The 13,510-nt window shown below is 38.3% G+C and carries 10 protein-coding genes; 3 read left to right on the top strand and 7 right to left on the bottom strand.

What is annotated here, in order from left to right:
* Positions 1-16: 16 nt before the first annotated feature.
* The 6 genes from H8S90_RS19215 to H8S90_RS26270 all read right to left on the bottom strand — a co-directional run bounded on the left by H8S90_RS19215 (position 17) and on the right by H8S90_RS26270 (position 9,416).
* Positions 17-3,193, bottom strand: coding sequence for an efflux RND transporter permease subunit (locus H8S90_RS19215; protein ID WP_187339433.1), 3,177 nt, complete (start codon positions 3,191-3,193; stop codon positions 17-19).
* A 55-nt stretch (positions 3,194-3,248) separates the two neighbouring features.
* Complete coding sequence (locus H8S90_RS19210; protein ID WP_187339432.1) at positions 3,249-4,388, bottom strand: efflux RND transporter periplasmic adaptor subunit; 1,140 nt, start codon at positions 4,386-4,388, stop codon at positions 3,249-3,251.
* 25 nt (positions 4,389-4,413) lie between these two features.
* Entirely contained in the window at positions 4,414-5,757 is a 1,344-nt protein-coding gene (locus H8S90_RS19205; protein WP_187339431.1) for a TolC family protein, read from the bottom strand.
* A 30-nt stretch (positions 5,758-5,787) separates the two neighbouring features.
* Complete coding sequence (locus tag H8S90_RS19200) at positions 5,788-6,375, bottom strand: TetR/AcrR family transcriptional regulator (RefSeq protein ID WP_187339430.1); 588 nt, start codon at positions 6,373-6,375, stop codon at positions 5,788-5,790.
* Positions 6,376-6,505: 130 nt separating this feature from the next.
* Complete coding sequence (locus H8S90_RS19195) at positions 6,506-7,285, bottom strand: enoyl-CoA hydratase/isomerase family protein (protein ID WP_187339429.1); 780 nt, start codon at positions 7,283-7,285, stop codon at positions 6,506-6,508.
* Positions 7,286-7,580: 295 nt separating this feature from the next.
* On the bottom strand, positions 7,581-9,416 hold the full coding sequence (locus H8S90_RS26270) for a TonB-dependent receptor plug domain-containing protein (RefSeq protein ID WP_187339428.1): 1,836 nt from the start codon (positions 9,414-9,416) through the stop codon (positions 7,581-7,583).
* Positions 9,417-9,954: 538 nt separating this feature from the next.
* Between H8S90_RS26270 and H8S90_RS19185 the strand changes: the two genes are divergently transcribed.
* Positions 9,955-10,467 carry a DUF3347 domain-containing protein gene (locus H8S90_RS19185; RefSeq protein WP_187339427.1) on the top strand — a complete coding sequence of 171 codons (513 nt, stop codon included), beginning with the start codon at positions 9,955-9,957 and terminating at the stop codon, positions 10,465-10,467.
* Positions 10,468-10,589: 122 nt separating this feature from the next.
* On the top strand, positions 10,590-11,876 hold the full coding sequence (locus tag H8S90_RS19180) for a citrate synthase (protein WP_187339426.1): 1,287 nt from the start codon (positions 10,590-10,592) through the stop codon (positions 11,874-11,876).
* A 67-nt stretch (positions 11,877-11,943) separates the two neighbouring features.
* On the opposite strand, the gene H8S90_RS19175 is transcribed toward H8S90_RS19180, so the two are convergent.
* Positions 11,944-12,159 (bottom strand): hypothetical protein, encoded by a 216-nt coding sequence (locus tag H8S90_RS19175; RefSeq protein WP_187339425.1) that lies wholly within the window; start codon positions 12,157-12,159, stop codon positions 11,944-11,946.
* 105 nt (positions 12,160-12,264) lie between these two features.
* Between H8S90_RS19175 and H8S90_RS19170 the strand changes: the two genes are divergently transcribed.
* A complete protein-coding gene (locus H8S90_RS19170) occupies positions 12,265-13,443 on the top strand; it encodes a prolipoprotein diacylglyceryl transferase (protein WP_187339424.1) in 1,179 nt (392 codons plus the stop codon).
* Positions 13,444-13,510: the final 67 nt, after the last annotated feature.

Here is a 13,510-nt window from a genome sequence, read left to right as displayed (position 1 = left end):
AGATATTTTTATTTAACTAGTGTGATTTATGACTATGCTCATCGGGGTTGTAATTAGCCTCAAGCTCTTGAAGCTTTTTCTTTCCGTAGGCAATTCTACTGATGATAACGAACAATACTGGGACAATAAATAAGGCGAGTAGGGTGGCCGCAAACATCCCCCCAACAACCGTCCAACCAATGGTTTGCCTTGATACCGCTCCTGCTCCAGAAGAAAGTGCTAATGGAAAAACTCCTAATATAAAAGCTACAGATGTCATGATAATCGGACGTAATCTGAGCTTAACTGCCTCTATAGTCGCAGGTAGAAGTCCCATTCCCCAATCCAACCTTTCTTTTGCATATTCAACAATCAGGATAGCATTTTTGGCTGATAAGCCTATCAGTGTAATCAATCCGATCTGTGCATAGATATTGTTGGTTAGTTTAGGAATGAACATCAAGGTTACTATAGCCCCAAAAGCGCCAAGTGGTACCGATAATATGATAGAAAATGGTACTGACCAACTTTCGTATAATGCTGCCAATAATAGAAATACAAAAATAATTGACAACATAAAGATAATAGTGGTCGTATTGCCTGCACTTGCTTCTTCGAGACTGAGTCCGGAAAAATCATAACCATAACCTGTGGGTAATACTTCAGATGCGACCTCTTCCAGCGCCTGCATGGCCTGTCCGCTGCTATAACCGGGAGCGGCATCTCCGTTTATCTCGGCCGACCTAAAAAGATTGTAATGAGAAATCAAAGCGGCATTCTTTACCCTATCCCAAGACGCTATTGCACTAATAGGTACTTGTACACCTTCGTTATTGGTAACATAATAGCCATTTAAATCGACGACATCACTTCTATATTGACTTTCTGCCTGTGTGACCACCCTGAAGTTTCTTCCAAAACGTGTGAAGTCATTAATATAGGCACTTCCCATAAAATTTGAAATGGTGCTATAGATAGCATTCAGAGGAATTCCCATGCGCTTTGCTTTTTCCCGGTCAATATTTACCTGGTAACTGGGAGTCTGTGCATTAAAAAACGTATAGGCCATAGCAATTTCCGGTCTCTGGTTGGCCGCCATAATAAACTTATTAACGTTCTCTTCAAAGGATTGTACACTACCAGCTTGGCGCTGTTCCAACATAAAGCTAAAACCACCAGTATTACCCATACCTGGGATTGCGGGAGGTGTTACCACTACAATATTCGCTCCTTTTATTCCCGAAACCTCTTTCCTAAGATTAGCAACGATCGCATCAATTTTATCTTCCGGAGCTTTTCTTTCGTCCCAGGGTTTTAATTGGGTAAAGAAGGTAGCGGAGTTACTTTTGAAAGAGAAATTAAGGGCATTTAATCCTGCAATACCGGTATACGTCCTAAATTGAGGAAACTTGTTTTGGATAATGCTTGCTACAGAATCAATTACCTCGGCGGTACGTGAGGTAGAGGCACCTTCCGGAAGAGTGATGGAAATGAAAAGCCGTCCTTCGTCTTCCTGCGGAATAAAACCGGTGGGTTTGGCCTTAAATAACAATCCTGTACCAAGATATATGCAAACGAGCATTACAAGAGCCAAAGGTGTTTTTTTGATAGCATATTGTACACCTTTTCCATAATTTTCAGTGGTTTTAGCAAACCACCGATTGAATTTATAAAAGAACTTATTTAAACCTCTTGAATTTTCGTCAAGTTTCATAGGTTTAAGCATGATGGAGCATAATGCCGGTGTAAGTGACAGTGCTACAAAGGCTGATAGCAATACTGAAATGGCGATGGTAATGGCAAACTGTTGGTACAAACGGCCCACCATCCCGGGGATAAAACCAACAGGGATAAATACGGCTGCCAAAATAAGCGCAATGGCGATTACTGGCGCCGATATATCTTTCATAGCTGCTCTCGTCGCTTCTTTGGCCGATAGGCCTTCATTGTCTATATAATGCTGGACCGCTTCCACAACAACAATAGCGTCATCTACCACGATACCTATGGAAAGCACGAAACCAAACAACGTCAATGTATTGATCGTAAAATCCAATGGAATAAAGAATATGAAGGTACCAACAATTGATACCGGTATGGCCAGTATAGGGATTAAAGTGGCCCGCCAACTTTGTAGAAAGAAAAATACGACGAGTGTTACCAGCACGAGCGCTTCCACCAAGGTATGGATAACCTCATTAATGGAGACTTTTACCACGGTGATCGATTCGAAGCCTACAGTATAATCGAGATCTTTAGGAAAACTTGTTTTTAGTTGTTCCAGTGTCTCTGTTATTCCTTCTGCCGTTTCAAGTGCATTACCACCTGGAATTTGGTTAACCAACAGCATAGTGGAGGGCTTCCCATTGGTGGTTGCCGCAGCGCTATAATTGAACTGACCAAGTTCCACGCGGGCGATATCCTTTAAGTAAACAATGGAACCATCGGGATTTGTCCGAATAATGACCTTTTCAAACTCTTCTTCTTCGGAGATGCGACCATTCAATAAGATGGAATACTCAAAGGCTTGCGCTTCGTCTTGCGGACTTACGCCAACCTGACCACCGGCCACCTGCATATTTTGATCTTGTAATGCAGCAGTAACTTCATTGGAAGTAATATTTAGCTGAGACATTTTATGAGGATTCAACCAAATACGCATGCTAAAGTCCTGCCCAACATTCCTTACATCACCTACTCCCTTTACCCGTAACAATGCATCTCTAAGGTAAATACTCGCGTAGTTGGAGAGAAATTTTCGGTCATAGGTGCCGTTAGGTGAATACAGGGCAATCCCCATTAAAATGGTTGGATTTCGCTTTCTAACCGTAATCCCTAAGCGTCTGACTGCTTCTGGCAAGGTGGGTTCGGCTACACTGACCCGGTTTTGCACATCAAGCGCAGCGATATCGATATCTGTACCTATATCAAATGTTACAGTAGCAGACATCATACCATTGTTCGTACTATTGGAACTCATATAAGCCATTCCGGGCGTGCCATTGATTTGTATTTCCGTGGGCGTAGCTACGGTTTCTTCAACAGTTTGTGCATCAGCTCCTGTATAATTAGCCTCTACCTGAACAGTTGGTGGTGTGATGTCCGGGTATTGACTTACAGGAAGATTTATGATGGAAATGGCCCCCACAAGTAGTATCACAATAGATATTACCATGGCGGTAACGGGCCTTTTTATAAATACGTCAGCTATCATAGTCTATTTTCTAAATATATAAGTATAATCGTCCCTAATTAACGTTTTGCATGCCTTATTCCTGTTCCTGCTGCGCTCCTTCTGCCGGTAAGTTGTTGGGGTCAATTATCTCTACCTCAACACCATCTCTAATGTTTTGCACACCGTCAAGAACAATTACGTCCCCTTCATTAAGCCCATCACGTACGATCACCTTATCTTTTACAATGCCCCCCAAGATTACATTGGTTTGGCTAACTTTTCCATCACTATTTATGGTAAATACGGAAACAGCACCTAACTGGGAAGTTATTGCCCTGGTAGGTATTACTAGCTGCTGGCCGATATCGTGCGTAGCTACCGATACGTTGGTATTCATACCTACGCGTAATATTCCAGTGGGGTTGCCGAATACAACCCTGGCAGTAAGTGTACCGGTTTGAGGATTTATTGCCCTATCTATAAATGCTAGTTTGCCTGGCTTGTCATAAATCTCTTGATTAGGTAACGTCAACCTGAAAGTAGAATCCGGCGCTTGTTTTTGTAGTTCGATAAATCTTGGAATATCTCTTTCATTAACCGGAATATCAACTGCAATCGGATCAGTTGAAGATACCGTATTCAGTAAAGTAGTGCCAGCGCTTACCAAAGCACCCACTCTTACTTCTGATATACCAATAGTACCACTGAATGGCGCACGGATAATTGAGCGATCGAGATCAGTTGTTGCTGAGATATATGATGCTTTTGCCGATGCAACCTGAGCTTTAGCATTGCTGAGGTCAGTCATTGCATAGTCTAGTGTTTGTTTAGCAATAGCATCTTGATCTGAAAGTTGTTGATATCTTTTTACATCCGTTTCAACTTTCAATAAGTTAGACTCGGCAATTTCGAGGTTTGCTTTTGCCTGTTGCTGCGCAGATTCATAACGAATGCGATCAATCTCATATAACTTCTGACCTTTACTGACTTGGCTGCCATCTGCGGCCAATATTGCTGTGACATATCCATTCACCTCCGCACGTAATTCGGTCTGGTTCAATGCGACCACGCTTCCAGGATAGCTATCGCTAAGGTTTACATCCTCTCTGGTCACCGTATAGGCAGTAACTTGCGCATTTCCTCCTTGTTGTGAACCTTGCTGGTCATTTCCTCCACAGGAAGAAACTGCGATTGAACCAATAAATAAAATGGCCGATAGATAATTATTGTTCATATGATGGGATTATTACTCTGTATCGTTAATAATTTGTTGATTTAAATTGGATATCTCCTTGTGCTTGTTGAATGTCTAGCTTACTTGATAATACCGCATACAAGGTATTAATATAGTTTATCTGCGTGGTGCGTAGATCTGTTTCAGCGGTCATAAGATCTAGATAAGTCTTAATTCCAGCATCATACTGCAATTTGATCGTGTTATAGACATCCTTTGATAGTTCAACGTTCTCTTTGGCCGTCTTCCAGTCATTCAAACTTGCCTTATATGATGCCAACGCCTCTTGAAATTGCGTATTGATTTGATTTTTTACATTGGTTATTTCCCAATCAATTCGTTCTTCCTGCAATTTGGATTTTCTAATCTCTTGAATTCTTCTTGTTCCTTGAAAAATCGGCAGCGATAACGTTACTCCCAATACGGATCGAGGATAGTCTACGTTAAAAAGTCGCGAAAAATGGTCTTCCCGATAATCCCAAGCATAATTATAAAATGCCGATATATTAGGTAAAAAAGTCCACCTATTGTAGCTAGTGTTTAGCTGTTGGAGTTTGCTCTGGGTTTGTAGCTGTTGATATTCTATACGACGGTTGTAATCCAAAGTTTGTGTGGTATCCATGAGCATTTCCCGTTCCATCGTATCATCATCATATGATAATTGCAAATCGCTGTTCACGTCTGTACCAATCAACTCCTTTAAAAAAGCATATTTATATTTTAATGTTTCTTCAGTTCTTTTCCGATCGGCTTCTGTAGTGCCCAAGGTAATCTGTGCTCGTTTGAAGTCTGTTTTATCAACTAACCCAGCCTCATATTGTGCTTTTGCGTCTGATAGTTGTCGTTTAATCCTTGCAATATTCTCATCAATAATTTTAATTTGCTCCTCACTGGTCAGGATGTCGTAAAAGGCTTTACTTACGGCAACTGTTATATTTATTCGATTACTTTCCGTATTCTGCGCATTTTGGAGCTTAATATATTTTGCAGCTTTTGATGCCTGTAACAAGGCGGGATCCAAAATCGTTTGATCTGCCTGAAAGACTAAAGCGGCTACGTTTTTCTGTCCAAATTGGATAACTTGGCCTCCTATCACATTCGTTGGTATCCTGATATTATAATTATAGGATGCGTCAGCGCGCAACTGAGGATACCAGCCGGATAGGGCTGAAGCTATATCTTTTTTACCAATTTCTTCATCAATAAGCGCTTGTTGTACCGTTGCCTGGTGTTCTAGCGCATAATCAATACACTCTTGTAGAGATGCTTGGCGGGCGATACCGCCCCCCACCATCGGAATGGAATCCTGCGCATTTACTACAGGACCGATTAACAAAAAGAATAGTAAACTAATCGCGGTATACTTCATATATAAATTATGTAATAACTTGTAATATTTTTAATGTGTGCATTTTAAGCCATCCCATATAATAGCGGCCATTATTCTCAGTTCTTTATCGGTAACGGGATAATAACCATTTATGTGTTTCTTGGCAGCAATGGTAATACTCCCTATAAATATTGAAGAAATAATATGTAAATCATTTGATTTAATATGTTTTTGATCTACTCCTAACTTAAAGAAAACTGTTAAACTGTTCTCTCTAAATTGTAGATCGCGATCTTTAATTTTTTTCTGAAAAGGAGAACTGTAAAACTGTTCCATGAAACTCAGTACCTCAGGATGAGCGATATAGTATTGACATAAATTCATCCAAATACCCTGAAACCTATCCTTATAGTTATCCGTTATTCGATCCTTTATTTTAAATATTTCGTTATTTATTGAAGTCCTCACATACTGAAAAAGCTCCAATATCATGGCATCCTTAGACTCGAAATAATGGTATATAGTTCCCGCGGCCACATTGGCTTTCTTTGCTAACGAACTCATAGAAACACCTTGTAAACCGTGGGACGCTATTAGTTCCAACATACTGTTTAAAATGTTTTCCTTTTTTTCTGTTGCTTCCAATTGAACGTTCATTCGGCATCAAAAGTAGTAAATATTTGCTACCACAGGATTATGCCATTAATTTGTGACGAAAAAAAGATATTATAATTACAAAAGGAGTTTATGTATATAAAAAAAATTAAAATCAAGTAGTAAAAAATGGTTATTTTTTTTTGTTTTTAAAATTTTCCAATAGGGTTTTTGTCTGCTGTTCAACAACTAAGCTTCCGCTGATTTCTGCTTGGGATAGTAGCATAGTATCCCAATGATCTGTGCCCTGCCAAAGTGTCTTTTTCAGTTCAGATAATGCAGTTGGTGGATATTTGGATAGCTTTTGACAAAATTCCTGGACGGCTTCGTCCAATTGTTCGATATCTTCATAAACTGATTGAAATAATCCATATTTCATCGCCCAATCTGCACTCCTAAAAATTTCTGGATTAAACGATAATCGTGTAAGCGCATTTAGTCCCATTTTCCTTTGGATCACTGGTGCTATTACAAATGGACCTATACCAATGGTTAGTTCACTTAATTTAATATGGGCATTTACATGGGCGAAACAATAATCGCAAGCGGCTGCCAATCCAACTGCTCCACCGATTGCCTTTCCCTGTACTCTACCGATAACGAGTTTACTGGACAGGCGTATTTCGTTAATAACATGTGCAAATCCGGCGAAAAAAGTCTTTCCCGAATCCCTATCTCTGATCGTTAAAAGTTCATCAAAATTGGCTCCCGCACAAAAGGTTTTTATCCCTGCACTTGTCAATAATATCACATTTATTGCCTTGTTTTTTCCTAAGTTCCTTATCTCTGCTGCTAATTGCTTGAGTAGATCGGAGGGAAGCGCATTATGGGAAGGATGTTCAAAAATAACGGTTGCTACCTGATTGCTAATGGTAGTAGTTATTTTTCCAGCCGGTATATGGTGATTTTTCATGTGTTTTTTAATATGATCTCTCCATCCGATAATTTAACAATCCATTGCTTAATCGCTAACTTTACCATAATGGTAACCGATAGGGCAAATTTTTTTCCGGCGTTCGGTAGTCCGATGATGGCTCCCTGTTCGCTGATTCTATTTAATTGAATATTTTAAGAAGCGCTTATTGACGGAGCGTTATATACACGTTTACTAGTTTACTAAGGGAAATAAATTATCGTTTGTTGTTATTAAATTGTTGAATAGCAAACATAAAAAAATGAAATTGTACTTGCTAAATTTTGTGCCGTTCTTATTTTCGTGCCTTTGGCTTTTTTTTAAGTTTCAGATGTTCTTTAGTTTGGATTTTGATTATCCCTTTATTCAATTCATCTTTGAGCACCTCGAAGCTTTGTATTTCGTTTGGTGATAATTTGTTTAAGTCGTCTCTAGTTGCTTCCTCGTCATCAATAATAATGGTAATATCGTCAGGTAGCGTTCCTTGTTCGTAACTATTGTTTTTGATGGTTATTCCACTGATTACAGCTATAACCTTTCCTGTTGAAGAAGCTTCTTCAGGTTTATTTTTCAGCAATGTTTTCACGGGTAATCCGAAATCACCTGCGAGCCTATAGTCATAAATAAATGTTTTTTCATTGTTGATTTTTACCGTGCTTACCTTTGGCAGCGTATCCGTTTTTGCTGCTTTCTTCGAGGTGATTTTAACTACATTCCGACCTACTGATCCATTAATCGTTGATGATCGTTCCACCCCTTTCAAAACCTCCATTGCTGCTATTTCATTTGGATCAAGACGATTAAACGCGATAGTATTTATTTCTTTACCATCTAATAGATACATGGGGTCACGGAGATTAGTAGGTTTTTTGTTCTGTTTCAAGTTTCTGGATGCGTTAACGGGAATATTTTTTTCAACCTTGGTTGTAATAAGTACCACACCGCTTTTCCCTCTCTCACCATATAGGGCGGTGGCTCTTGCATCTTTCAACACATCTATGCGCTCAATATCTTCAGGTTTTATCTTATCCAGACCGTTACGCACTATTTCTCCATTAAGTACGTACAATGGCTCTTCATCTGAGTTTGCGGAACCTGCACTTACTTTAGAGGTTTTAGTATTACTTTTCCCTTCTAGAACGACCAACGCTGGTTCTTTTTCACCGGTTTTTGGTGATGGTAGGGTATCTGCCTTATCTTCAATAGTATTTTTGAGAAGAGTTGGCGTTGGTGGGACAACATGATCTCCGTCCAGTCGGTTGTCTTGATAAGCTTTTGTAATTGTAAATATTAATATGAAAACAATAATACCGGGGATCATAAATACATATTTACCTAAATTAAAATATGACGAGCTGCGTTTGTTCATCATCATAATTCTCCGTTTTAAAGCGTGTAGGTTGTAATTGTTCCCGATAATAGGTTGGTTATTCTGCGTAAGCATGTTTACCAAACTGTATTGATAAGTTTTTTTGTCTACACCACCGATAAGTACCCGCCTGTCTGTAATAAACTCTAAATTCTCTTTTATTGCATTTCTATAAAGCCAGATAAAAGGATTAAACCAACACGCAAGAGACACAATTTCTACCACTAACACATCTAATGTATGCAGGCTCTTAACATGGACATATTCATGTTTAAAGATATCTTTCAGCTCACATCTGTTATGACGATTGGGGTTCAGGTAAATGTTTCTCCAAAAGGAAAAAGGGCTTATATCCAGTTTTACTTTACGATATTGGTAAAGCGAATAAATAGCAGGCGTCGATTCTTTATGTATTCTTCGCAATGCAACTAGACGTAATAAGAAACGTATAAAAAGAATACATGTAATGAAAGATGACAAAATAGTTAAAATATCTACTAGTGAAAAATGGGGCGTAGTAGTTTGTTGTAACTCTTGCCAGTTTGGAGTCCAAGATATCACTGACGGTGATAGGGTTTGTCGTTTATAAAGGATGTTTGTGATGTCAATCAACGGATATATAGTGGAAAAGAGTAGTCCGAATAGCAGGTAAAGTCGGTTGAGGTTGTAAAACGTTAACCTGCTGAGCAGCCAGTGATATCCAAGATAGAACAACAAAATGCCAAGGTTAACCTTAAGTAAGTAAATAAACAGATCAGCCATAATCATTCATTTTTTTCAGCGTGAATCATGTTGATTATTTCTTTCAATTCGTCGGTACCGTTATTTCTTCTTTTGCAAAAAAAAAACGCAAGTTTTTTATAAGAATTTTTGAAATAATGATTCACAAAGCCATTCATAAACTTTTTTCTATTCTTCTCCGTTCATCAAGGCTCATGTCCATAAGCATTAGCATATTTAACCGCTTTGATAAAAATCCTTTACCTTCGCGATTTTTTTACAGTAGTATATATGGAAGTTTAGGCGTCGGTATATATGGCAGTAATTCTCTGATAAACCCACCGTTATTCTTCCAAATTGCCTACATGGCCTCTTCTCCTTGAATCGTTAACTTTACATATATTTATGTTTATATCGTAAATTTACGAATTATTCGTAAATAAGCAAATCATTCTTTATTTAACTTTAAGGTTATTCTGCTCATTCTGTTGTATTGAACAATTTATATTGGTAGAAAACAATCTCTTTATAGACGTGTTTTAATTTACACTAACTGCGATAGCCTTAAATACCTTATGTCATGAAAAAGTGGAATCTATTAGTATTATTATCTCTTTTTATCTGTAGCTGTAACAGCGGTGGTTCTACAGATGACAAAGCAGATACAGCTGCTGTCAGTGCTGAAGGGGTAATCATCGAGAACGATACATTATCTACTGTATTTGCAGCGTACATCAGCTTAAAAGATGCATTAGTCGATTCAGACCCCAACGAAGCGAGCCACGCGGCCAACACACTGGCGGAGAGTTTAAACACCATACATGGATGTGAGAATACAGCGATGTTGGCGCAGGAACTAGCCAATACGAAAGATCTCGGGATTCAGCGAACAGCATTTTCTACTATTAGTGAAGATGTTATCGCGATGTATAAAAACACCTCATTAAATGCGGGTACCATTTACGTTATTCATTGTCCTATGTATAATAATAACGAGGGGGCTAATTGGTTATCGGTCTCACCAGAAGTTGAAAATCCATATTTTGGCGATGAGATGTTAACTTGTGGTACTGTAACAGAAGAGATTAATTAGTGCATACCGGAAACGCATAAATAGCTGAGGTTAATATATCGTAAATTAATTGAAATATTTAAAGCCTTACACTATGTTTTAAGGCTTTTTTTTTTAGTTTTGTTACAAACCATTGAATTACTATGTCAGAAAAAATTTCTTTGAATATTGGAGATAAGAATGTGGAGTTACCGGTTATTGTAGGTACCGAAAACGAAAAAGCGATAGACATTTCAAAAATTAGAGCTGAAACAGGTTATATCACATTAGATCCAGGCTTTAAAAATACGGGGGCTACTACAAGTGCGATTACTTATTTAGACGGGGAAGAGGGAATTCTTCGTTATAGGGGATATCCAATTGAAGAATTAGCCGAAAAATCTAGTTTTCTTGAGGTAGCTTATCTGTTGATATATGGTGAATTGCCTAAGGAAAGTGAATATGCTGATTTTCAGAATAAGGTTGGCCGTCATACACTGATCCATGAGGATATGAAGAAATTTTTTGAGGGTTTCCCTACCAAATCTCATCCGATGGGGCAATTATCAGCTTTGGTTGGAGCACTTTCAGCATTTTACCCGGAATCTTTAAATCCAGATGCTTCTGAAGAAGAAGATAACCTAACTATTATCAAGTTATTGGCTAAATTTCCGACTATCGTGTCGTGGATATACAAGAAGTCATTAGGGCATCCTGTGATATATCCCAAGAACAGTTTAGATTACGTAAGTAATTATCTTAACATGACTTTTGGTCAGTTAACCGAAGACGTAGCTATTGACCCAATCGTGGTCTCGGCGATGAATAAGTTATTGATTCTTCATGCTGATCACGAACAGAATTGTTCTACTTCAACGGTTCGGATAGTAGGTTCTTCAAATGCGAATCTATTTACATCTATATCTGCAGGGATTTCGGCGTTGTGGGGCCCTCTTCATGGAGGCGCAAACCAAGCGGTTATAGAGATGCTAGAACGGATCAAGGAAGACGGTGGAGACTCCGAAAAATGGTTAGCAAAAGCAAAAGATAAAAATGATCCATTCCGTTTGATGGGTTTCGGACATCGTGTTTATAAGAATTTTGATCCACGAGCTAAGATCATCAAAAAGGCATGTGATGATATATTAGAAAATCTGGGGGTAGAGGATCCGGTATTAGATATAGCCAAGAAGTTGGAAGAAACAGCTTTAAACGATAGCTACTTTGTGGATCGTAAACTTTATCCGAACGTTGATTTTTATTCAGGCATTATTTATAGAGCCCTAGGCTTTCCTACCGATATGTTCACCGTATTATTTGCATTAGGACGTTTACCTGGTTGGATAGCACAATGGAAGGAAATGCGTACTAATAAGGAGCCCATTGGACGGCCTCGACAAATTTATACTGGCGAAACAAAACGTAATTATGTTGCGATGAAAGATCGATAGGACGTGATCTATAGCTTCTGAAGCTAATAAAAAAAGGAGCACTTTTACTTCAAGTGCTCCTTTTTTATTAAGACGCTTTTCTGGAGCTGCTGATTAAGGCAATTATACCTCCTCCAATCAATATAGCACCTATATATGGAGGCCAATTAATTTGCTTTTCTTTGTCTGCATTAATCTCAACCGGGCCTACATCTACAACTTTTTCTTTCTTTGTATAGCTGAATCCTGTCCATATTAACATTATGGCACCTACTACAATTAATATAATACCAAGTCCTTTCATAACAACATGCTTTAATGGTTAACAAAAATGTTATATGAAGGTTTTTTAACTTTAAATACTTTACTTAGTTTGTATAACAATTTTTAAAAATTCTATCTTTATCCCATGTTTCCTACACTCTCGCACATTATAGAGTATTTAACTGGCATCTACGTGCCACTACCCGTTCAAACTTTTGGCTTATTCGTCGCTTTCGCCTTTTTTGCAGCTTATTGGGTATTCAGTAAAGAGCTTGAGCGAAAAGAAAAGGAAGGGCTTATTAAACCTATATACCGTAGGGTTACTATCGGCGAGAGACCTAATATTTACGAAATAATCACCAATGCGCTTGTTGGTTTTATTATAGGGTACAAATTGTTGTATGCTGTATTAAACTACAGGTTAATGGTGGATGATCCACAAGGTTTTTTATTGTCTTTAGCGGGTAATTTTTTTGGTGGACTAATACTGGCGGCATTATTTGGCTATTGGGCATATGCAGAAAAGAAGAGAAACCAGTTAAGTAAGCCTAAGGAAATAGAGGAGGTCGTAAAACTGAAAGACCTCATGGGTAAGGTATTATTATGGGCGGCTATATGGGGATTAATTGGGGCAAAATTATTCCATAATCTAGAATATTGGGATGAGTTTGTAAACGATCCGATAACCGGTTTACTTTCATTTAGTGGGTTGACTTTCTATGGCGGGGTTATCTTCGGTGGAATAGCAGTTATTTATTATACCGGTAAACAAGGTATAAAGCCATTGCACATGTTAGATATAGGCGCACCAGGTATTATGTTAGGATATGCAATCGGAAGACTGGGCTGCCAATTATCGGGAGATGGAGATTGGGGTATTAACAATACTTATCTAAAGCCTACATGGCTGGGTTGGGCCCCCGATTGGGTCTGGGCATTTAAATTTCCGCATAACGTAATTAATGCGGGTGTACCGATAGCGGATTGTACCGGAAAGTTCTGTCACGAGCTACCATTACCAGTATATCCTACATCTTTTTACGAATTTTTAATGTGTATGTTTTTGTTTGCAGTGCTTTGGCTATTGCGAAAGCGTATACGTACGGCAGGTATACTTTTTTGTATTTATCTTCTTTTAAATGGTATCGAACGTTTTTTAATCGAATTGATACGTGTAAATTCAAAGTATCATGTTTTGGGGATACGTTTTACACAAGCAGAATTTATATCGTTACTAATGATTATTTCTGCGATAATTGGTATTTCTTACGCAAAATCATATGCAGAAAGGAATCCTGATACGGTAGCTCCCAAATATGTTTAGCATGTATTTTAAATAAGAAAAGGAAACAAATCGTCATTTGTTTCCTTTTCTTATTTAAAATATACTT

The organism is Olivibacter sp. SDN3, from assembly GCF_014334135.1.
Taxonomy (GTDB): domain Bacteria; phylum Bacteroidota; class Bacteroidia; order Sphingobacteriales; family Sphingobacteriaceae; genus Olivibacter.
Note: the sequence above shows the minus strand (reverse complement) of the source record. Positions and strands in the feature narration are given on the sequence as shown.

Coding starts and splice junctions, on each gene's coding strand:
- H8S90_RS19175 (WP_187339425.1), bottom strand. CDS start 12,159: ATGAAAGGACTTGGTATTATATTAATTGTAGTAGGTGCCATAATGTTA.
- H8S90_RS19170 (WP_187339424.1), top strand. CDS start 12,265: ATGTTTCCTACACTCTCGCACATTATAGAGTATTTAACTGGCATCTAC.
- H8S90_RS19195 (WP_187339429.1), bottom strand. CDS start 7,285: ATGAAAAATCACCATATACCGGCTGGAAAAATAACTACTACCATTAGC.
- H8S90_RS19210 (WP_187339432.1), bottom strand. CDS start 4,388: ATGAACAATAATTATCTATCGGCCATTTTATTTATTGGTTCAATCGCA.
- H8S90_RS19180 (WP_187339426.1), top strand. CDS start 10,590: ATGTCAGAAAAAATTTCTTTGAATATTGGAGATAAGAATGTGGAGTTA.
- H8S90_RS19205 (WP_187339431.1), bottom strand. CDS start 5,757: ATGAAGTATACCGCGATTAGTTTACTATTCTTTTTGTTAATCGGTCCT.
- H8S90_RS19185 (WP_187339427.1), top strand. CDS start 9,955: ATGAAAAAGTGGAATCTATTAGTATTATTATCTCTTTTTATCTGTAGC.
- H8S90_RS19215 (WP_187339433.1), bottom strand. CDS start 3,193: ATGATAGCTGACGTATTTATAAAAAGGCCCGTTACCGCCATGGTAATA.
- H8S90_RS19200 (WP_187339430.1), bottom strand. CDS start 6,375: ATGAACGTTCAATTGGAAGCAACAGAAAAAAAGGAAAACATTTTAAAC.
- H8S90_RS26270 (WP_187339428.1), bottom strand. CDS start 9,416: ATGGCTGATCTGTTTATTTACTTACTTAAGGTTAACCTTGGCATTTTG.